This is a genomic window from Bacillus sp. FSL M8-0350, assembly GCF_038593345.1.
GTDB lineage: Bacteria > Bacillota > Bacilli > Bacillales > Bacillaceae > Bacillus > Bacillus safensis.
On record NZ_CP151985.1, the window covers coordinates 1,414,353 to 1,433,964 of the forward strand.

The 19,612-nt window shown below is 40.4% G+C and carries 22 protein-coding genes; 15 read left to right on the forward strand and 7 right to left on the reverse strand.

Annotation, left to right across the window (positions count from 1 at the left end):
• Nucleotides 1–295 precede the first annotated feature (295 nt).
• Nucleotides 296–1,075, forward strand: a complete 780-nt coding sequence (locus NSS80_RS07220; RefSeq protein ID WP_024426890.1) for a Cof-type HAD-IIB family hydrolase — start codon at nucleotides 296–298, stop codon at nucleotides 1,073–1,075.
• 37 nt (nucleotides 1,076–1,112) lie between these two features.
• On the opposite strand, the gene def is transcribed toward NSS80_RS07220, so the two are convergent.
• Together def and NSS80_RS07230 are read right to left on the reverse strand one after the other, a co-directional pair.
• A complete protein-coding gene (gene def / locus NSS80_RS07225) occupies nucleotides 1,113–1,670 on the reverse strand; it encodes a peptide deformylase (protein ID WP_212039781.1) in 558 nt (185 codons plus the stop codon).
• Between the two features lie 111 nt (nucleotides 1,671–1,781).
• Complete coding sequence (locus tag NSS80_RS07230; protein ID WP_342498481.1) at nucleotides 1,782–1,979, reverse strand: YjcZ family sporulation protein; 198 nt, start codon at nucleotides 1,977–1,979, stop codon at nucleotides 1,782–1,784.
• A 233-nt stretch (nucleotides 1,980–2,212) separates the two neighbouring features.
• Between NSS80_RS07230 and NSS80_RS07235 the strand changes: the two genes are divergently transcribed.
• The 5 genes from NSS80_RS07235 (at nucleotide 2,213) to lpdA (ending at nucleotide 8,252) form a co-directional block, all read left to right on the forward strand.
• A complete protein-coding gene (locus NSS80_RS07235; protein ID WP_317222061.1) occupies nucleotides 2,213–2,881 on the forward strand; it encodes a YkyA family protein in 669 nt (222 codons plus the stop codon).
• Nucleotides 2,882–3,290: 409 nt separating this feature from the next.
• Nucleotides 3,291–4,406 (forward strand): pyruvate dehydrogenase (acetyl-transferring) E1 component subunit alpha, encoded by a 1,116-nt coding sequence (gene pdhA, locus NSS80_RS07240; protein ID WP_024424754.1) that lies wholly within the window; start codon nucleotides 3,291–3,293, stop codon nucleotides 4,404–4,406.
• 3 nt (nucleotides 4,407–4,409) lie between these two features.
• A complete protein-coding gene (gene pdhB / locus NSS80_RS07245) occupies nucleotides 4,410–5,387 on the forward strand; it encodes a pyruvate dehydrogenase complex E1 component subunit beta (RefSeq protein ID WP_012009824.1) in 978 nt (325 codons plus the stop codon).
• Nucleotides 5,388–5,494: 107 nt separating this feature from the next.
• Nucleotides 5,495–6,835, forward strand: a complete 1,341-nt coding sequence (locus NSS80_RS07250; protein ID WP_003211261.1) for a dihydrolipoamide acetyltransferase family protein — start codon at nucleotides 5,495–5,497, stop codon at nucleotides 6,833–6,835.
• A 4-nt stretch (nucleotides 6,836–6,839) separates the two neighbouring features.
• Nucleotides 6,840–8,252, forward strand: a complete 1,413-nt coding sequence (gene lpdA, locus NSS80_RS07255; RefSeq protein WP_039178233.1) for a dihydrolipoyl dehydrogenase — start codon at nucleotides 6,840–6,842, stop codon at nucleotides 8,250–8,252.
• 125 nt (nucleotides 8,253–8,377) lie between these two features.
• Here lpdA and NSS80_RS07260 read toward each other — a convergent pair whose 3' ends face one another.
• Nucleotides 8,378–8,758 carry a hypothetical protein gene (locus NSS80_RS07260; RefSeq protein ID WP_223250976.1) on the reverse strand — a complete coding sequence of 127 codons (381 nt, stop codon included), beginning with the start codon at nucleotides 8,756–8,758 and terminating at the stop codon, nucleotides 8,378–8,380.
• A 316-nt stretch (nucleotides 8,759–9,074) separates the two neighbouring features.
• Here NSS80_RS07260 and NSS80_RS07265 point away from each other — a divergent pair, with 316 nt between their 5' ends.
• A complete protein-coding gene (locus tag NSS80_RS07265; protein WP_003212464.1) occupies nucleotides 9,075–9,194 on the forward strand; it encodes a GapA-binding peptide SR1P in 120 nt (39 codons plus the stop codon).
• Between the two features lie 43 nt (nucleotides 9,195–9,237).
• On the opposite strand, the gene NSS80_RS07270 is transcribed toward NSS80_RS07265, so the two are convergent.
• Nucleotides 9,238–10,710, reverse strand: coding sequence for an aminotransferase class I/II-fold pyridoxal phosphate-dependent enzyme (locus NSS80_RS07270; protein WP_342498450.1), 1,473 nt, complete (start codon nucleotides 10,708–10,710; stop codon nucleotides 9,238–9,240).
• Between the two features lie 190 nt (nucleotides 10,711–10,900).
• Here NSS80_RS07270 and NSS80_RS07275 point away from each other — a divergent pair, with 190 nt between their 5' ends.
• Nucleotides 10,901–11,170 (forward strand): UPF0223 family protein, encoded by a 270-nt coding sequence (locus tag NSS80_RS07275; protein WP_041117276.1) that lies wholly within the window; start codon nucleotides 10,901–10,903, stop codon nucleotides 11,168–11,170.
• Nucleotides 11,171–11,363: 193 nt separating this feature from the next.
• Here the strand turns inward: NSS80_RS07275 and NSS80_RS07280 are convergent, their stop codons facing one another.
• Complete coding sequence (locus NSS80_RS07280) at nucleotides 11,364–11,999, reverse strand: DUF1054 domain-containing protein (RefSeq protein ID WP_024426894.1); 636 nt, start codon at nucleotides 11,997–11,999, stop codon at nucleotides 11,364–11,366.
• 286 nt (nucleotides 12,000–12,285) lie between these two features.
• On the opposite strand from NSS80_RS07280, the gene NSS80_RS07285 reads away from it, so the two are divergent.
• The 6 genes from NSS80_RS07285 to NSS80_RS07310 all read left to right on the forward strand — a co-directional run bounded on the left by NSS80_RS07285 (nucleotide 12,286) and on the right by NSS80_RS07310 (nucleotide 16,515).
• Entirely contained in the window at nucleotides 12,286–12,474 is a 189-nt protein-coding gene (locus NSS80_RS07285) for a hypothetical protein (RefSeq protein WP_024424761.1), read from the forward strand.
• Between the two features lie 133 nt (nucleotides 12,475–12,607).
• Complete coding sequence (locus NSS80_RS07290) at nucleotides 12,608–13,414, forward strand: inositol monophosphatase family protein (RefSeq protein ID WP_041117277.1); 807 nt, start codon at nucleotides 12,608–12,610, stop codon at nucleotides 13,412–13,414.
• A gap of 111 nt (nucleotides 13,415–13,525) precedes the next feature.
• Complete coding sequence (locus tag NSS80_RS07295) at nucleotides 13,526–15,451, forward strand: hypothetical protein (protein ID WP_317222059.1); 1,926 nt, start codon at nucleotides 13,526–13,528, stop codon at nucleotides 15,449–15,451.
• On the forward strand, nucleotides 15,441–15,704 hold the full coding sequence (locus NSS80_RS07300; RefSeq protein ID WP_041117281.1) for a hypothetical protein: 264 nt from the start codon (nucleotides 15,441–15,443) through the stop codon (nucleotides 15,702–15,704). The genes NSS80_RS07295 and NSS80_RS07300 overlap by 11 nt, the downstream gene beginning before the upstream one ends.
• Nucleotides 15,704–16,222, forward strand: coding sequence for a sigma-70 family RNA polymerase sigma factor (locus NSS80_RS07305; protein ID WP_041118116.1), 519 nt, complete (start codon nucleotides 15,704–15,706; stop codon nucleotides 16,220–16,222). Before NSS80_RS07300 ends, NSS80_RS07305 begins: the two co-directional genes overlap by 1 nt.
• Entirely contained in the window at nucleotides 16,219–16,515 is a 297-nt protein-coding gene (locus tag NSS80_RS07310) for a zf-HC2 domain-containing protein (protein WP_041117283.1), read from the forward strand. The genes NSS80_RS07305 and NSS80_RS07310 overlap by 4 nt, the downstream gene beginning before the upstream one ends.
• A gap of 42 nt (nucleotides 16,516–16,557) precedes the next feature.
• Here the strand turns inward: NSS80_RS07310 and NSS80_RS07315 are convergent, their stop codons facing one another.
• Both NSS80_RS07315 and NSS80_RS07320 read right to left on the reverse strand, forming a co-directional pair.
• Entirely contained in the window at nucleotides 16,558–17,193 is a 636-nt protein-coding gene (locus NSS80_RS07315) for a hypothetical protein (RefSeq protein ID WP_034281643.1), read from the reverse strand.
• Between the two features lie 275 nt (nucleotides 17,194–17,468).
• Nucleotides 17,469–17,648, reverse strand: a complete 180-nt coding sequence (locus NSS80_RS07320; protein WP_034281645.1) for a DUF5325 family protein — start codon at nucleotides 17,646–17,648, stop codon at nucleotides 17,469–17,471.
• A 113-nt stretch (nucleotides 17,649–17,761) separates the two neighbouring features.
• Between NSS80_RS07320 and typA the strand changes: the two genes are divergently transcribed.
• Complete coding sequence (typA, locus tag NSS80_RS07325) at nucleotides 17,762–19,600, forward strand: translational GTPase TypA (protein ID WP_041084955.1); 1,839 nt, start codon at nucleotides 17,762–17,764, stop codon at nucleotides 19,598–19,600.
• Nucleotides 19,601–19,612: the final 12 nt, after the last annotated feature.

Sequence of the window (19,612 nt, forward strand, 5' to 3'; positions counted from 1 at the left end):
TGTGCGGAAGATCCTTTTAAGCAATTGATTTTTTGCGAAGCATGTCCTTCCATTGTCTTCGAATTTTCTTACGCAGACGACGAAGCATCACATGCGCCTCCTTTCGGGTTGAAGTAAGCTTAACCAGTGTGTTCCGGTCTCTCTATATACTTGTATTATATGATGTTTCTATTGAATGTTACATGGTTATATGTGGGAAATAGGCGCTTTCAAAAGGAATTGGTTTCGAAAGCTGAAATCTTTCTGTATGATGAAAGGGAGTGTGTATACATAACGAAGAGCAGGAGGGCGAGATATGAATAAAAAAGTCATCTTCTTTGATATCGACGGTACTTTATATGACCATGATAAAAATATACCTGAGTCAACGAAGCGAGCGGTTCATTTATTAAAAGAAAAAGGTCATCATCTCTTTATTGCATCTGGGCGTTCTCCTTTTCTGATCCGGCCCATTTTAGAAGAATTAGGGCTTGACTCATTCATTGCTTATAACGGTCAGTATGTCATGTATGAGGGAGACGTTATTTACGGCAATCCGCTGAAGCAGGAGCTGATGGAGCGGATTTATGAGACAGCGGATCGTCATGATCATCCGCTCGTTTTTATGGGAGAAGAAACGATGAAGGCGTCTGTGCCGAATCATCCGTTTATCCATGAAGGAATCGGTACTTTGAAAACAGAGCATCCTGAGCACGATGTATCTTTCTTTAAAGAAAACGACATTTTTCAAATGCTGTTATTTTGTAAGGCAGAAGAGGAAGTGGAGTATAAGGCATTCCGCGAAGAAATTGACCTTGTCAGATGGCATGAGCTGTCAACGGACGTTCTGCCAAAAGGCGGATCAAAAGCTGAAGGAATCAAACGAGTCATCGAAAGACTTCCTTACGATCAAAAGGATACCATTGCCTTTGGAGACGGATTGAATGATAGAGAAATGATTTCGTTTGCTGGAACAGGCGTGGCGATGGGAAATGCTGTGAGTGAATTGAAAGCATTGGCTGATTTTGTGACAAAGCCGGTAGATGAGGACGGCATATTCCATGCAGTGACCCAGCTTGGCCTCATTGAAGAATAAAAAAGAAGACCCTTAGATCGCGGGTCTTCTTTTTATGTTATGATCTGCCGATCGCAACAGAGTTTTCTGGCTCAGCGAACGGCTGATCCTTTTGAATATGATCATAAAACATAATGCCATTTAAATGGTCAATTTCATGCTGAAAAACAATAGCGGGGAACCCTTTTAGACGGATATCAATGTCCTCTCCTTCAAGCGTAGTGGCCTTGACCCTGATTTTTTGATATCGAGGAACAAATCCAGGGATGGCTTCATCAACTGATAAGCAGCCTTCACCAGTCGCTAAATAAGCTCTTTTGACTGAATGACTGACAATACGCGGGTTGAACAGAGCATAGCTGTATTCTTCTCCGTCTTCATCCTCACAGTGAACAGCGATCATGCGTTTACTAATATTGATTTGCGGAGCTGCCAATCCAACGCCGGGTCTTAGTCCGTATTTTTCAGCAATATCACCATCTTGACTGTTTTTGACGAATTCGATCATGTCAGCTAATTGCTGTTTTTCCTCTTCTGTCGGCGGGAGCTCGACCGCTTCAGCTGTTTGTCTTAAGACGGGATGTCCGTCCCTTACGATATCATCCATGGTAATCACAAAACTTCACTCCTATTTCCTTTGTATGTAAAGTATATAAAATGATACACAACATATGCAATGAAATAAAGAAGACCGGTCCTTTGAGACCGGTCAGAGGCTTAAACCGCCTTAGCAGCAGCCACCGCCGCCTAAGAATGCTGCGCCAACGATGATTAATAGGATGAAAAGCACAACGATTAAAGCGAATGTACGTCCGCCGCCGTATCCGCACCCGTATCCACCGCCATAACTTGGGTAACAACAGCCGCCGCCGTATCCATACCCGTAACCGCCGTATCCACCGTATCCACCGTATCCACCATACATACTTCCATGACTATAATTAGACATACTTTTGACCTCCTTTGGAAATACACTCGGCCTCTCATAAGTGAAGGCGAAGCGTGTAATATAAACTATGTATGAATGCACTATTTGTATAGTCATGAGCCTATTGCTTGAAAAAAATCTTCTCCGCCTCATCTGACTGACCTCTTTCCTTGTCACAAACGCCTATAAAAATTATAGTGGTATGTGGAGATGTAAAGGGGGACCTTGTGATGAGACAGATGAAAAGAAGCATGAAAGCAGGTGCTGCTTTGGCGGGAATATGTACCCTTTTGCTGACAGGATGCGGAGGTCAAAATCCATTCAATGACATGCAGGATGCCATGACGAAAATGAGTGAAAAAGAAGCATCCTTTGAAAAAGAGCAAGGTACACTGCAAAGCTATGAGAAAAAAGAGCAGAAGCTGTATACAAAAATGATTCAAACAACAAAGGACCATACAAAAACAGTGTCAAGCCTTTCTGATCAGGCGTTAGCATCGGCAGCGAAACGAGAAGAACATTTAAAAACAGAAAAAGACAGCATGGATGAATCGAAAAAAGAATTAAAAACGGTAAAGGAATCTGCCGCACGATTGCAAGATGCCGAGTTAAAAGAGAAAGCAGATCAAACAGTCAAATCGATCGAGAAACGATATGCATCATACGATCAGCTATACAAGGAGTATCAAAAGGCGCTGAAACAAGATCAGCATTTGTATCAATCTTTAAAGAAAAAGGATCTAGGATATGAAGAGCTGAAGTCAAAGCTGAAGACCGTGAATCGTTCATATAGCAAAGTCAGAAAAGAAAGTAAGAAGTTCAATCGATATACAGATCAATTGAATGATCATAAAAAGGCTTTGTATAAAGCAGCAGATCAAGAGTCGAAAAAGAGCTGAAAAACAGCTCTTTTTTTATTTTTCGACAAAAACAAACATTTTCTATTGTAGTACAGTAGTACACTCTATACTAGTACAGATTAGGTTGTTTGTTAAACAGATTGATACAGTTCACCATAAAAAGTAAAGCGAATACATTTATTTAAATAAAGCCGTTAAATCAATTGACGGACTATTTTTCTTGTTGTAAACTATTCCTTGTTAACAGAAGTTGTATTAGTTTTTTGTGAACTATCGTTAATACAGTTATAAGGACTCAAAAACGAGTGATCAACCAATGTTTCGACAACGATCTTAGTGGCTATTATATACAGGAGTCATATGAGTATTTTGGGTTATCCTATATCTGTATGTATAAATGGATTCACGACAAATGGACTGTTAAAAGAAAGGAAGAGGTGACTTTAGAATGGCTGCAAAAACAAAAAAAGCAATTGTTGATAGCAAAAAGCAATTTGATGCCATCAAAAAGCAGTTTGAAACGTTTCAAATTTTAAACGAAAAAGGCGAAGTCGTAAACGAAGCGGCAATGCCGGATCTTTCAGATGACCAATTAAAAGAATTAATGCGCCGTATGGTGTTTACACGAGTATTAGATCAACGTTCAATTTCATTGAACCGTCAAGGACGTCTTGGCTTCTATGCGCCAACAGCTGGACAAGAGGCTTCTCAGCTTGCAACTCACTTTGCACTTGAGAAAGAAGATTTCATTCTTCCAGGATATCGTGATGTACCACAATTAATCTGGCATGGTCTTCCGCTAACAAAAGCATTCTTGTTCTCTCGCGGACACTTTGTTGGTAACCAAATGCCTGAAGATGTGAATGCACTTTCACCGCAAATCATTATCGGTGCTCAAATCATTCAAGCAGCTGGTGTAGCTCTTGGTTTGAAAAAGCGCGGTAAAAAAGCTGTTGCAATCACTTACACTGGTGACGGTGGAGCTTCACAAGGTGATTTCTACGAAGGTATTAACTTTGCAGGGGCTTACAAAGCGCCAGCGATTTTTGTTGTCCAAAACAACAGATATGCGATCTCTACACCTGTTGAAAAGCAGTCTGCTGCACAAACAATTGCACAAAAAGCAGCTGCAGCTGGTATCGTAGGCGTACAAGTTGACGGTATGGATGCATTAGCTGTTTATGCAGCAACTGCTGAAGCTCGTGAGCGCGCTGTAAATGGTGAAGGTCCAACATTAATCGAAACTCTTACATTCCGTTACGGCCCACATACAATGGCTGGTGACGATCCAACAAGATATCGTACAAAAGAAGATGAAAACGAGTGGGAGCAAAAAGATCCATTGGTACGCTACCGCAAATTCTTGGAAAACAAAGGCCTATGGTCTGAAGAAGAAGAGAATAAAGTGATCGAAGATGCAAAAGAACAAATCAAACAAGCGATCAAAGAAGCTGACGAACAGCCTAAGCAAAAAGTCACTGACTTGATTGAAAACATGTACGATGTAAAACCATTCAACTTAGTTGAACAGCTTGAAATTTACAAACAGAAGGAGTCGAAGTAAGCCATGGCGCAAATGACAATGATTCAAGCGATCACTGATGCGTTACGCACAGAACTGAAAAATGACGAAAACGTTCTCGTTTTCGGAGAAGACGTTGGTAAAAACGGCGGCGTATTCCGTGCGACTGAAGGATTGCAAAAAGAGTTTGGTGAGGATCGTGTTTTCGATACTCCACTTGCTGAATCTGGTATTGGCGGTCTTGCTATTGGCCTTGGACTACAAGAATTCCGCCCGGTAATGGAAATTCAATTCTTCGGATTCGTTTACGAAGTATTAGATTCTGTTTCTGGACAAATGGCTCGTATGCGTTACCGTTCTGGCGGACGCTGGCATTCCCCAGTGACAATCCGTTCTCCATTCGGCGGGGGAGTTCACACACCTGAGCTTCACGCTGACAGCTTAGAAGGACTTATCGCACAACAGCCTGGTATCAAGGTTGTTATTCCTTCAACACCTTACGATGCAAAAGGACTTTTAATTTCTGCAATTCGTGACAACGATCCTGTAGTGTTCCTTGAGCATATGAAACTTTATCGTTCTTTCCGTCAGGAAGTTCCTGAAGAAGAGTACACAATTGAAATCGGTAAAGCTGACGTGAAACGTGAAGGTTCTGACCTTTCAATCATCACTTACGGTGCAATGGTTCACGAATCACTAAAAGCTGCTGAAGAGCTAGAAAAAGAAGGCGTTTCTGCTGAGGTTATCGACCTTCGTACAGTAAGCCCGCTTGATATTGAAACAATCATCGCTTCTGTTGAAAAAACAGGCCGTGCGATCGTTGTTCAAGAAGCACAAAAACAAGCTGGTATTGCTGCAAACGTAGTAGCTGAAATCAATGACAGAGCGATCCTTAGCTTGGAAGCACCAGTACTTCGTGTAGCTGCACCTGATACTGTATTTGCTTTCTCTCAAGCTGAGAGCGTATGGCTTCCAAACCATAAAGATGTACTTGAAACAGCGAAGAAAGTTCTTGAATTTTAATTAAATGACAGAGGGGAAAAGAATTTATTTCTCTTCCCCTTTATCAATTACATGACCGTGTAAATATACACAACAAGGGTTCAACAAAATCTAGGAGGCGAAAAACAGTGGCATTTGAATTTAAACTTCCGGACATCGGAGAAGGTATCCACGAAGGTGAGATCGTTAAGTGGTTTGTTAAACCAAACGACGAAATCAATGAAGATGACGTTTTAGCAGAGGTACAAAATGATAAAGCAGTTGTAGAAATTCCTTCACCTGTTAAAGGAAAAGTATTAGAATTAAAAGTTGAAGAGGGAACAGTTGCAACTGTAGGACAAACAATCATTACGTTTGATGCACCTGGTTACGAAAATCTTCAATTTAAAGGCAGCGAAGAAGAAGGCGAAGCAAAAACTGAAGCTCAAGTACAAGGTACTGCTGAAGCTGGTAACGAGCCAGAGAAGAAAGAAGTAGCACAAGAAGAAGCGGCAGCAGCAACTGGTGCAGGCGCACAAGAGCAAGTAGATGCTGATCCAAACAAACGCGTGATCGCTATGCCATCTGTACGTAAATATGCTCGTGAAAAAGGCATTGAAATTTACAAAGTTGCAGGTTCTGGTAAAAACGGACGTGTGTTAAAAGAAGATATCGACAGCTTCGTTAATGGTGGTTCTGCAGCTCAAGAAGCAGCACCTCAAGCAGCTGAAAGTGCGAAAGAAGAAGCAGCTCCTAAAGCGGCAGCAGCTCCAGTTCTTGAAGGAGAATTCCCAGAAACTCGCGAGAAAATGAGCGGAATCCGCAAAGCAATCGCGAAAGCAATGGTGAACTCTAAGCATACAGCTCCTCACGTAACATTAATGGATGAAGTTGATGTAACAAACCTTGTTGCACATCGTAAACAATTCAAACAAGTTGCAGCTGATCAAGGAATCAAGTTAACTTACTTGCCTTACGTTGTAAAAGCTCTAACTTCTGCTTTGAAAAAGTACCCAGTGCTTAACACTTCTATCGATGATAAAACAGATGAAGTTGTGCAAAAGCATTACTACAACATCGGAATTGCAGCTGACACTGAAAAAGGCTTGCTAGTTCCAGTTGTGAAAAATGCAGATCGTAAAGCGATTTTCGAAGTTTCTAACGAAATCAATGAGCTTGCAACAAAAGCACGTGATGGTAAATTGGCTCCAGCTGAAATGAAAGGTGCATCTTGCACAATCACAAACATCGGTTCTGCTGGTGGACAATGGTTTACTCCAGTCATCAACCACCCAGAAGTAGCGATCCTTGGTATTGGCCGTATCGCTGAAAAAGCGGTTGTTCGTGATGGCGAAATCGTTGCAGCTCCAGTCTTAGCTCTTTCCCTAAGCTTTGACCACCGTATGATTGACGGAGCTACTGCGCAAAATGCCCTTAACCACATCAAGCGTTTATTGAATGATCCACAATTAATTTTAATGGAGGCGTAAATTCATGGTAGTAGGAGATTTCCCAATCGAAACAGATACTCTTGTCATCGGTGCAGGTCCTGGTGGATATGTAGCTGCTATTCGTGCTGCACAGCTAGGACAAAAAGTAACAATCGTTGAAAAAGGAACACTTGGCGGCGTATGTCTAAACGTCGGCTGTATCCCTTCAAAAGCATTGATCAATGCTGGACATCGTTTCGAGAATGCAAAGCATTCTGAAGACATGGGTATCAAAGCTGAAAACGTAACAGTTGATTTCACAAAAGTTCAAGAGTGGAAAGCTTCTGTTGTAAACAAATTAACAGGTGGAGTTCAAGGTCTTCTTAAAGGAAATAAAGTAGACATCGTTAAAGGTGAAGCTTATTTCGTAGACAGCAACTCTGTACGTGTAATGGATGAAAATTCAGCACAGACTTACACTTTCAAAAATGCAATTCTTGCAACTGGATCTCGTCCAATCGAATTGCCTACATTTAAATACACAGACCGCGTGATCAACTCAACTGGTGCTTTAGCGCTTAAAGAAGTACCTAAAAAGTTAGTTGTCATCGGTGGTGGATACATCGGTACTGAGCTTGGTACTGCTTATGCAAACTTTGGAACAGAAGTTGTGATCCTTGAAGGTGGAGACGAAATCCTTCCAGGGTTCGAAAAGCAAATGAGCTCATTGGTTAAACGTAACCTGAAGAAAAAAGGAAACGTTGAAATCCATACAAACGCACTTGCAAAAGGCGTTGAAGAAAAATCTGATGGTGTCACTGTTACGTTCGAAGTAAAAGGTGAAGAAAAAACAGTTGATGCTGATTACGTACTTGTGACTGTTGGTCGTCGTCCAAACACGGATGAGCTTGGTCTTGAGCAAGTTGGTGTTGAATTGACTGACCGCGGAGTTGTCAAAACAGACAAACAATGCCGTACAAGCGTATCTAACATCTATGCAATTGGTGACATCGTTGATGGACCACCACTTGCACACAAAGCTTCTTACGAAGGTAAAATTGCAGCTGAAGCAATCGCTGGAGAGCCAGCTGAAATTGATTACCTTGGTATTCCTGCTGTTGTATTCTCTGAGCCAGAACTTGCAACTGTTGGATACACTGAAGCAGAAGCAAAAGCAGAAGGAATCGAAATCGTTGCAGCGAAATTCCCATTCGCAGCGAACGGACGTGCACTTTCTCTTGATGCAACTGATGGCTTCATGAAAATGATCACTCGTAAAGAGGATGGTCTAGTGATCGGTGCACAAATCGCAGGTGTTGGCGCTTCTGATATGATTTCAGAGCTTAGCCTTGCAATCGAAGCTGGAGTGACTGCTGAAGATATCGCAATGACAATTCACGCTCACCCAACATTAGGTGAAATTACAATGGAAACGGCTGAAGTAGCAATTGGAAGCCCAATCCACATCGTAAAATAATAAACCTATGAAACCCTCTCCTTGATGGAGAGGGTTTTTTTGGCGCCCTGAACACCATATGAAAAACCCCTCATGAGTTGAGGGGTTTTTTCATATGGTTATATATGAGTGCAAGCAAAATATCATTAGTTTGTATTGACGCGGTCCAAAGCATGGCATAAGGGCGATAAGATCTCCTGTTTACTGCGGACATTTCCTTCAACCTTCACGATGACTTTTTCATCATTGACAAGTAAAATAGCCGGCAGTTCATCAACTTCATTTTTCCAGCCTTTACGATCTTCTTTCACAATCATTTTTGACATTTCCTTAGGGTATTCATTTTTTAAATCGAGGACTGCATCATAATAAGGGCTTTCTTTATCAAGGTTTTCTGCATCAGTAAAAAAGAGAATTCTCGGTTTTTGAATATGACGGACTTGGTCGGTCTGATTCGGTATGATATACGCAAATGAGCATGAACTAAGTACAAAGAGCATGGGGAATATAATGAGAAGTGTCCTCATAAAATTCAATCTATTCACCTCAAAATCATTTGGGGTTGTCCCAACATTTTTAGGAGCTTGTTCCCTGTTAGTCACTCTAGTGTATCATGTCCCTTTTGACAATTTTCGATTGTTACTCAATTGTTACCGAATTGATATGAAGCAAAATACAATTGAAACGTTCCCTCAATATGAGAAGAAAAAAGCACATATTTATAAAAAATGATTAAATGTGTCATACAATTAACCGTTGACAACTTAATTGTGACATCATATTATAGAGATATGAAATAGATTAAACGCTTTCAAACTATGAATGAAGAAAAGGGGAATGTACGTGGGTACAATTATTTGTCAAGATTGCAATGAAACCATTGATCAATTTGAAAATGAAAAAGTGACAACGCTATACGGAACATGCGGTCACTGTCATTGCTGTGATGAAGCCTCTGAATAAATAAAAAAGCATGCAGCTCCATTTGGGGCTGCATGTTTCTTTTTTATAAAATTGGTTTTTGTTCCTTAATCACACGGATCATTTCAAGCGTTGAATCTTCAGGTCCTTGGACAGGGAGACCAATTTCAATATTTTTAAAGATATACGATATATTTTCTTCTGTGATAATTTCACCTGGTATAAAAATCGGAATACCTGGCGGATACACCATCACAAACTCTGCGATAATGCGGCCGACTGCTTCCTTAAACGGAACGACTTCCGTTTTAGCGTAAAAGGCGTCACGCGGCGTCATAGCAAGCGATGGGATCTCAGGCAGCAGCACTTCCGTTACCGCTTGTTTGCCGCCCTCACGAGTAGAGGCTGCGGCAATTTCCTGCATCGCCGTCACGAGCGTATCAATTGTCTCATCTGAATCGCCAGGGGTGACGATACATAAAATGTTGTACAGGTCAGAGAGCTCTACTTCAATTCGGTAACTTTCTCTCAGCCACTTTTCGACATCATGTCCGTTTAACCCAAGGTCTTTAATAGAGATAATTAATTTCGTTGGGTCATAATCGTAAGTGGAAGCTGAACCGAGTACTTCCTTGCCAATGCAGGTAATGCCGTCAATTTGATTCAAACGGTCTCTCGCTGATTCAGCCAAACGAATGGCTTCATCAGCTAGTGCCTTACCTTCAGTGGCTAATCGTTTTCGAGCGACATCAAGTGACGCTAAGAGCAAATAAGAAGTGGACGTTGTCGTCAGCATACTCAAAATCGATTGCACGCGGTCTTTTGAAACAAGCCCTTCCTTCATATTTAAAATAGAGCTCTGCGTAAGAGAGCCGCCAAGTTTATGGACACTTGTTGCTGCCATGTCGGCACCTGCCTGCATGGCAGAGAGGGGAAGCTCATCATGAAAATGTATATGCACACCGTGTGCTTCATCGACAAGGACAGGCACATCAAATGAATGGGCAATGTCTACGATTGATTTTAAGTCTGCTGAAATACCAAAATACGTTGGATTAATGACAAGCAAACCTTTCGCATCTGGATGCTCAGTGAGCGCCTTTTTGGCTGATTCAGGTGTAATCCCGTGAGAGATGCCAAGTTCTTTGTCTATTTCTGGGTGAATAAAAACAGGAACTGCGCCAGAAAATACAATCGCGGACATAATTGATTTATGGACATTACGCGGAACGATAATTTTATCTCCAGGTCCGCATACCGTCATTACCATTGTCATGATGGCCCCGCTTGTTCCTTGAATGGAGAAAAACGTATGATCAGCACCGAAGGCTTCAGCAGCAAGCTCCTGTGCTTCTTTTATCATCCCTTTAGGTGAATGTAAATCATCGAGAGGTTCTATATTAATGAGGTCAATGCTTAAAGCATTGTCGCCAATGAATGCTCTAAATTCAGGATCCATTCCGGCTCCTTTTTTATGGCCTGGAATGTGAAATTGGACTGGATTGGCTGCTGCGTGTTTTTTTAGTCCAGTGTATAAGGGTGTATCATGTTGTGACAATTGCTTTCCCACCTTCATCGAAATACCTGCTCTTATTGTGCCAATTACAGCAGATTTCATTGCATAAAACAAAAGAATTATATTATGAACTGATCGGAATGTAAAGCATAAAATCAATCGGTTTCTGATCAAACAGATGCTATAATAAAAGTTCAAATCAGAAATGAGTGTTAAAGTGAGGGACAAGTAAATGGAATATCAATATCCAATGGATGTCGACTGGACAACAGAGGAAAAGATGGCGGTCATTTCGTTTTTTCAGGTTGTTGAAAAAGCCTATGAAAAAGGAATTGCGAAGCAGGAGTTATTAGATGCTTATAAACGATTTAAAGAGGTTGTGCCATCAAAAGCTGAGGAAAAAACGCATTGTGCGGCGTTTGAAAAGGGAAGCGGGTATTCCCCTTATCGTGCAGTGAAAACCGCAAGAGAGGCAGAAGAGAAAGCCATTATACGCATGTAAAAAACGAGCCTATAAGGGCTCGTTTCAGCGCGCGGACAAACCCTCGCATTCGGTGTCAGGTCTGCGTGCCGGTACTCGTCCTTCCTAGACTTCAAAGGTTTTCTATCACGCTGAAAAGAAGACAAAGGGCTAAAATCAAAATCATTTTAGCCCTTTGTCAACAATTTGAATCGAGCCTATAAGGGCTCGTTTTTTATACAGATTCTTTCTGTGTGAAGCGGTACAGATACGTCAGCGTGCGGAAGGCATTTTCAATTTTTGATAGAAATTCTTCATTATTCATTTGAACGACTTCTTCTCTAGGAAGCTGAATGCCGCAAAGAAGCTCGGCTTTCTTGACTGTTTGAACACGTTCAAACAGCGTTTTCAGCTGTTCGGAATCTAGTTCGCTGTGACGCATGACATCTGGTTTCATATGATCTTTAGACCAAACAAAATCTTGCGGTATTTTCTGCTGGATGGTGTCTAGCTCTTTTTCAAATAGCTGGCCGTACTCACCTTTTACTGGAGATTCATAAATGAGCGCAAACCAGACAAAGACATGTGTTTTCCAAAGCCCAATTTGAAAATGAGGGAGTTTTTTATATCCTCGCTTACTGTTTGCAAAAGCAACCCACGTATCATTTGGCGGGTTGACAGATCTTCTAGCATGCTTTGCGACGTGTACAAACATTTCGTCTCCTGTAATAGAAGAAAGAAGTGGTGCAAAATGTTCGCCAAGTGCCTCAAGCTTTGGACGGACTCTTTCTTTTAATACAGTCATTCTTTCATCTAAACCATCAACTGTGAATGTTTCAAAATCTTCATCTCTAAAACGCATTTCACTCATGTTATGCCTCCTGTATCTTTTCGCTGATCATATTTTATCATAGCTTGGATCAAGCTCAAAAAAAGATGCACCGTCAGATCAAAGATTGTAAAGGACGTGGTGCAGCGTTTAAAACCTTTCATTATGTGGTACATCATTAATAGGTAAAGACACAATTTTCAGAATGTCGTTGCGGTTATGCGATCGCTTCATACGATATAAGCAAGAACCATTTCTCTTATCGATTGAATTTTTATCAATGAAAACTGACAAGGAATGAATCATTCTCTGGAAGGGGCGTTGACCAATGAAGCAAATCGTGAAGCAGGGGTATAGACAGGAGAAGAAAAATCGCATCGCTGTGTGGAGATTAGAGGTTGATTATGAGCTTTCTACGCTTCATGAAGCCATCGAACAAAAAGATGACATCCAAATCGAACGCAGCAAACGAAAGCTTGAGCGCCTAAGAAAAGAATGGGAGCAGCTTCAAGGGTAAAACAGGGTGAGGTAAAAACGAACCAATTCATCGGTTCGTTTTTGTATGAAGCTGCTTTTTTCTTGCTTTTACGTACATAATATCAGTATGCTATTACAAATAGGTCCTACATAGAAAAGAGGTTTACAATCTGATGACAAACTGGGTGGAAATTGACCGTCTTGCAAAGCTCTGGGTAAAAGAAGCAGGGAGCCGTATTAAAGCGTCCATGCAGGAAGGTCTATCAATTGAAACAAAATCAAATCCAAATGATCTAGTCACGAATATCGATAAAGAAACAGAACGTTTTTTTATTGAAAAAATACAGTCGACATTTTCAGATCATCACATTTTAGGAGAAGAGGGACAAGGGGAAGAGGTCACCTCACTCAACGGAATTGTGTGGATCATTGATCCGATTGATGGCACAATGAACTTTGTCCATCAAAAGCGCAACTTTGCCATTTCAATCGGGATATTTGAAAATGGTGTGGGGAAAATCGGTCTTATTTATGACGTCATTCATGACGAGCTCTACCATGCCATTAAAGGAGAAGGAGCCTATATGAACGATATCCTGCTCCCTCCATTAAAAGATGTGGAGATTGAAAAAGCCATTGTGGGTATTAATCCGACATGGGCGATTGAAAGTCCTTATTTTGACGCCAAACCATTTGCCCGTCTAGTGCGTGACGTGAGAGGGACACGAACGATTGGATCAGCTGCCCTTGAGCTTGCTTATATTGCAAGCGGCAGAAGTGACGCATATGTCACCTTAAGGCTTGCACCGTGGGATTATGCAGCGGGCTGCGTGCTGCTTGATGAAGTAGGGGCCGTTTACTCAAATATTCACGGAGAACGTCTTACGTTCCTAGACAAAAACAGCATAGTGGCTGGAAATCGATCCATTTGTGAAAAAATCTTGCATGATTACATAAAAGGAAGCGGAAATAAAAAATAAACGACATCACTTCATGAGAATGAAGTGATTTTTTGTTTTTCCTGAAACTTTTTGGTAAGGCGGATGTCTATACGAATGAGGCCTTAATTTCATGTAAAGGATTGTGTATCAATGTTTGATTTGTTTAGTGATTTATCGCTCCATTTTGAAAGGTATTTTATTTTAAATGAGTACAGTATCCACATCATTCAATGGTGTGTACTTGGACTATTTGTCCTTTTCGTGACACTCCCCATATGGAAAGAAAAGAGGAGTAGTTATGTATTCTATGCTGGTATCATATTAAGAGTAGTGCTATTAGGCGGGATGACAGTTGAAATGATCCACCAAGTCCTGTCTAGACAGTATACGCTCGAAACATTTGAAGTGCTGACAGATTTCATGCAATTTCTCATTTATGGGTACGTCTTGCTTGCATCACTGTACTATGTCATTACTCTTCCTTATTTAAAAAATAAAGGTATGTTCTTTGCTTTTGATTTATCTGTATTACTTCTGCCTTTATGTCAAACAGTGTTTATTGTGTTTGCTGAAAGCAAAAAGTTCTTTCTTAGCAGTGATACGGGGTTAGTATGGAGAGATATGATCACCATTTTGGCTATGGCTTGCTTTGCCGCTTTGCTGCTCCACCTTTTCTTTCGCTTGTTTTGGCATTGGAAGTGGAAGGAATTGCTTTTGTTTTATATCTTGATTTTCGCAGCCTTGCTTTATATATTTTATCCTTCTATTTCGAAGTATGAGCTTCAATCTACATTTAAATCGATTGTCATTTTAGTAGCAGCGGCAGGAAGCTTTATGACGATTGATTTGTTATCTGCTTTACTACGGGACAAGGTGAAATTAAGGCAGTGGGGCGCTGGTTGTATAGCTGTCTTTTTTCTGCTATTACTCAACCCGATTGTCAATATTCCTCATACCATGTTCCAATTCACCAAAACGGAACTGGTAGATACTTTTTCAGAAGAATATCGCCCTTTATCAGCAGTAAGTGCAAAAGCATTCGCTTCAAAATTTGTACCAGAGGATCAATCGCTTTATTTAAATGCTAGTCATCAGCCTATCCCTTATCATTACGTGTTTGCAGATGATCAGTATGAAGTGAATATTTCTGCGTTTACAGGCGATTTAAGCGGGTATTCTTATCGAGGTCGTGTAGAGGGGAAGGAACTGACCGATAAAGAATATAAGAAAAAAACCATTGAATTTTTCGAAAGAAGCGGGCGGTCAATCGATCTACAGCGCATTCAATTAGCTGTAAAAAAAGAGGACGGAGAGACGGACGTTCTTCTTCTGCCAAAAATGTCTCAGAATGAAGAGGACAGTTTAGCGTTTGCCACCTGGAAAAAAGGGACGCTTCGACAAGCGCAATACGAAAACGCTATCTTTCAATTAAAGGATATAGACGGCATCCGTTTAACAGAAATGGAGATAAAAAACAGGATCAACAGTATTTATAAACATTTAAACCTAAAGCTGCCAGCTTATCAAATCACAGGCATCAATGATTTTTATTTGGATTGGCAGCATGAAGTGAGAGTCACAACAAAAGATCAATCTGAGTTTCTGTTTAATGGCTCAACAAAAGATATCATCAGCTTCAAGTTGTCAAAATCACTTCTTCAACAGAAAAAAGAGAACGTCAGCGATGAAGATTTGTTAAAAATTATAGGGAAAAAGCCAAAAGACGTAAGAAAAGTAACAGGCACTAGTGAAAGTAAACAATATATATTTAAACGCTCCTCTCATGTCGTCAATCTGTTTAAAGGGGATGATGGAATTGAGTTGAGAGTGCAAGCAGCTTCTTCTATCCCGCACGGAGTATCTAATCAAGATCGTAATGAAGTCTATCAGCAAGTACTTAAAAGGTATAAACCATATACGATCTATAAAAAACAAATAAAACCTGTGAGGATGATCGACAAAGAAGGGAATATCGACATTTCATGGCTTGTCATTATACAAACCTTCGGATCAAATGAGCATAAAATCTATGAAGTGAATGGGCGAACAAAAGAGGTGCATCGTTTTGACAGATAAAGAAAAACAAGCCATCTTTCAAGACTTATATGAACTGTATCAAGAAGGGGATCTAGGAGCCGAGGCAGCCAGCTGGATGAAGGCACACGAACAGCAATTTCAGCATACGGCCGCGGTTAAAAAGCAGTCCTCAGTGCCGATGGAAAGTCAGAATGACTATGACGAGTTAAAACGCATGAAAGGGTTTATTTACTCGTTATACTTCTTTTTTATCGTTTTATCGATTTGGATGACTGTGTGGTTTTATTTTTGATGTCCAGACCAGCCGACCAAATTGAAAAAATCTATGAAGAATATTTTCAGGAAATCACCAAATATTTATATCGCCGGACGGGAAATATGGAAACGGCCAAGGACCTTGCGCAAGACGTATTTATGAAGGCACTACATGGGTTGTCCTCCTTTAAGGGACATTCTAGTATGAAAACATGGCTTTATACCATTGCGTATCACACATTTGTGAATGACTATCACCGAAAAATAAAATGGACTTTTACGAACGTAGAAGAAATGGATTTCTTAGAGCAGCAGTCGTTCACAACACCAGAAGATTACATCGAAACACAAGCCGACATAGAAAGGCTGTGGCATCATATTCATCAGCTGAAGGATTCATATCGGGATGTCCTCATTTTAAGAGATATTCAAGAATTATCATATGAAGAAGTAGCTGAAATTTTGAATTGGACTTTATCTAAAGTCAAAACAACCCTTCATCGAGCGAGATTAGAGCTGAAGCGAATGCTACATTGTGAGGAGTTCAATAAATGAGCTGTTATTTGATTGAAGAATTGTTACCACTTTATATAGAGGGAGACACAAGTGCAGAAACAAATAAAATTGTTGCAGAGCACATACAATCCTGCGAAAGCTGCCGTCACCTTTATCACGAAATGAAAGAGCCAATAACCCTTATACAGACTCCTGATCTCGTGCCATATATAGATGAAAAGGAAGAAAAAAGAAAATTTGAAAAGCGCTACTATGGTAAGCTGCTTTATCGAGCAAGTATCGCGTTTGGTATAGGGTACGTCATGATGATCATTCTTTATTGGCTGAAATAAAAAACCCCCATCTGGATGAACCAGGTGGGAGTTTTTCTGAGATTAGCTTAATTTTTCTTTCGCAATTTGAACTGCATCATAGAACGTTTTCAATTGCTCTTGAGGAATTTTCTTAAGCATTTGGTTGAAAACAAGTAATTCAGTAGAGCTGAATCCAAGACCTTTTGCGATTTTTGAATCAATCACAACGTTTCCTTTTTTGTCTAGAACAAGGGCATCACCAGCAAGATCAGCAATTCTGATCACTGATTTGAAAAGCTTTTCAAATTTAGCCGCTTCTTCTTTTGTAAGACCAAGTTCAACAGCTTTTGCTGCATCAAAAACCAATTTCCCTTTTTCGTTTTTAGTGATGCTTTCACTGAAAACGATTGTAAGAACAGCTGCGCGATCTAAGAATTTCTCAGCAGTCGCCGCTTCTTCTTCAGTTAGTCCGAGCTCAACAGCTTTTTTCACATCAAATGTGTAGCTGTTGTCTTCCTCAACAAATGAATTGATGAGAATGTTGATGACACGCTCGTTTTTCTCCAATAATTCTTTAATGATTTGCTGCTGTTCAAAAGGAATTCCTTTGAAAGTTGCAGCGCTTGCTTGCCCAGGAGCTACTGTTGTGAAAGTAAGAATGATAGCTAAAGCGAAAAATACAACAGAGCTGAGCGATTTGCTCAAAAACTTCTTCATGCTTCTTTTCTCTCCCTTTTCTGTTAAATTTTGTTGCAAGAAAAGCATACCATGAGAAACTTTGTGGAAGAATAGGAAAAATGTAACTTTCTGTTTGATTTTGGAGAACTATAAAAGTTCTTGTCGAAAAATATAGGGGTGCAGATTGCTTACTTTTGTCAATTCTTCAAGATACGTTCCGTCTGCAAAATGGAGCTTTCATAGGTGATTTGTCTTGTTTTTACTCAAAATAAAAAGCCTTCTACATATAGAATGTAAAAGGCTTTTAACTAATTTTATGATTGCACGTTTAATTTTCTTTTTAATGTAAATCCTGTACCCATGAAAATCATGGCGAACACGATACTAAAACATATGCCCAGTATGTTTTTTTCTGCAAGAGATACCCCAATAAACGCCATACTGACAACTGCAAGTAATGCACATAATAATAGAAGCCATTTGATTTGTTTCATTTGTCTCCATCCCTTTTTTTAGAGTTAATATAAGTTTACAGAAAAACGATCGGCATTTAAAGGGGATTGTGATATAATATGAAAGTTATCTAATTATTTTAGGAGATGAAAATGTGAAACTTCGAAAAGACCTTCGCAACATCGCAATTATTGCCCACGTTGACCATGGTAAAACGACGCTTGTTGACCAATTGCTCCATCAAGCTGGTACTTTCCGTGCGAATGAAAATATCGCTGAGAGAGCCATGGATTCAAATGATTTAGAGCGAGAGCGCGGTATTACGATTTTAGCTAAAAATACTGCGATCCATTATAAAGATACACGCATTAATATTTTAGATACACCAGGACACGCCGATTTCGGTGGTGAAGTTGAGCGTATCATGAAAATGGTAGATGGTGTACTCCTCGTTGTGGATGCTTATGAAGGCTGTATGCCTCAAACACGCTTTGTGCTGAAAAAAGCACTTGAGCAAAACTTAACACCAATCGTTGTCGTCAATAAAATTGACCGCGACTTTGCTCGTCCGGCTGAAGTAGTTGATGAAGTGATCGACTTGTTCATTGAATTGGATGCAACAGAAGAACAGCTTGAATTCCCAGTTGTCTATGCATCAGCAATCAATGGTACAGCAAGTAACGATGCGAGCAAGCAAGATGAAAACATGGAATCTTTGTTTGAAGCCATTGTGAACCATATTCCTTGCCCAGTTGACAACCATGAAGAGCCGCTTCAATTCCAAGTGGCACTACTTGATTACAATGATTATGTTGGCAGAATTGGAATTGGCCGTGTATTCAGAGGAACAATGCAAGTAGGACAGCAGGTAGCCTTGATGAAAGTCGACGGCACTGTAAAACAATTCCGAGTAACAAAGATCTTTGGTTTCCAAGGGTTAAAACGAGTGGAAATCAACGAAGCGAAAGCGGGAGATCTTGTCGCTGTATCTGGAATGGAAGACATCAACGTAGGTGAAACGGTTTGTCCGGTAGAACACCAAGAAGCACTTCCAATCCTTCGTATTGATGAGCCGACACTTCAAATGACGTTTGTTGTAAACAACAGCCCATTTGCAGGCCGTGAAGGAAAATACGTGACATCACGTAAAATTGAAGAGCGTTTAGAGCAGCAGCTTCAAACAGACGTCAGTCTTCGTGTGGATCCAACTGATTCACCTGATGCTTGGGTTGTTTCTGGACGTGGAGAGCTTCACTTATCCATTCTCATTGAGAATATGAGACGTGAAGGTTTTGAATTACAAGTATCGAAGCCAGAAGTTATTGTAAAAGAAGTTGATGGTGTTCGATGTGAGCCTGTAGAGCGCGTTCAAATTGATGTACCAGAAGAGCATACTGGCTCTGTTATGGAATCAATGGGTGCAAGAAAAGGTGAAATGATTGACATGATCAATAATGGTAACGGTCAAGTTCGCCTGATCTTTACAGTGCCATCACGTGGTTTAATTGGTTATACAACTGAATTTCTTTCATTAACTCGTGGTTTTGGTATTTTGAACCATACGTTTGACAGCTACCAGCCAATGCAGTCTGGTCAAGTTGGCGGACGCCGTCAAGGTGTACTTGTTTCAATGGAAACAGGTAAAGCGACTGCTTACGGAATCCAAGGTGTTGAAGAGCGCGGTGTGATCTTCGTTGAGCCGGGTACTGAAGTATACCAAGGGATGATTGTTGGGGAGCATAATCGTGAGAACGACCTTGTTGTAAACGTAAGCCGTATGAAACAACAAACAAACGTACGTTCAGCGACGAAAGATCAAACGGTTAGCATGAAAAAACCTCGTATTATGTCACTTGAGGAATCTCTTGAGTACTTGAATGAAGACGAATACTGTGAGGTTACACCTGAATCAATTCGTCTTAGAAAGAAAATTTTAGACAAAAACGAACGTGAGAAAGCAGCGAAGAAGAAAAAGCTAGCAGGATTATCTTAATTCCATGAAGAA

Excerpts from the sequence above, each read along its gene's own strand:
- NSS80_RS07295 (WP_317222059.1), top strand. The coding sequence starts at position 13,526 with ATGTTTGATTTGTTTAGTGATTTATCGCTCCATTTTGAAAGGTATTTT.
- NSS80_RS07315 (WP_034281643.1), bottom strand. The coding sequence starts at position 17,193 with ATGAAGAAGTTTTTGAGCAAATCGCTCAGCTCTGTTGTATTTTTCGCT.
- NSS80_RS07275 (WP_041117276.1), top strand. The coding sequence starts at position 10,901 with ATGGAATATCAATATCCAATGGATGTCGACTGGACAACAGAGGAAAAG.
- NSS80_RS07280 (WP_024426894.1), bottom strand. The coding sequence starts at position 11,999 with ATGAGTGAAATGCGTTTTAGAGATGAAGATTTTGAAACATTCACAGTT.
- NSS80_RS07260 (WP_223250976.1), bottom strand. The coding sequence starts at position 8,758 with ATGAGGACACTTCTCATTATATTCCCCATGCTCTTTGTACTTAGTTCA.
- NSS80_RS07230 (WP_342498481.1), bottom strand. The coding sequence starts at position 1,979 with ATGTATGGTGGATACGGTGGATACGGTGGATACGGCGGTTACGGGTAT.
- NSS80_RS07235 (WP_317222061.1), top strand. The coding sequence starts at position 2,213 with ATGAGACAGATGAAAAGAAGCATGAAAGCAGGTGCTGCTTTGGCGGGA.
- pdhB (WP_012009824.1), top strand. The coding sequence starts at position 4,410 with ATGGCGCAAATGACAATGATTCAAGCGATCACTGATGCGTTACGCACA.
- NSS80_RS07290 (WP_041117277.1), top strand. The coding sequence starts at position 12,608 with ATGACAAACTGGGTGGAAATTGACCGTCTTGCAAAGCTCTGGGTAAAA.
- NSS80_RS07220 (WP_024426890.1), top strand. The coding sequence starts at position 296 with ATGAATAAAAAAGTCATCTTCTTTGATATCGACGGTACTTTATATGAC.
- NSS80_RS07305 (WP_041118116.1), top strand. The coding sequence starts at position 15,704 with ATGTCCAGACCAGCCGACCAAATTGAAAAAATCTATGAAGAATATTTT.
- NSS80_RS07320 (WP_034281645.1), bottom strand. The coding sequence starts at position 17,648 with ATGAAACAAATCAAATGGCTTCTATTATTATGTGCATTACTTGCAGTT.
- NSS80_RS07310 (WP_041117283.1), top strand. The coding sequence starts at position 16,219 with ATGAGCTGTTATTTGATTGAAGAATTGTTACCACTTTATATAGAGGGA.
- lpdA (WP_039178233.1), top strand. The coding sequence starts at position 6,840 with ATGGTAGTAGGAGATTTCCCAATCGAAACAGATACTCTTGTCATCGGT.
- pdhA (WP_024424754.1), top strand. The coding sequence starts at position 3,291 with ATGGCTGCAAAAACAAAAAAAGCAATTGTTGATAGCAAAAAGCAATTT.
- NSS80_RS07285 (WP_024424761.1), top strand. The coding sequence starts at position 12,286 with ATGAAGCAAATCGTGAAGCAGGGGTATAGACAGGAGAAGAAAAATCGC.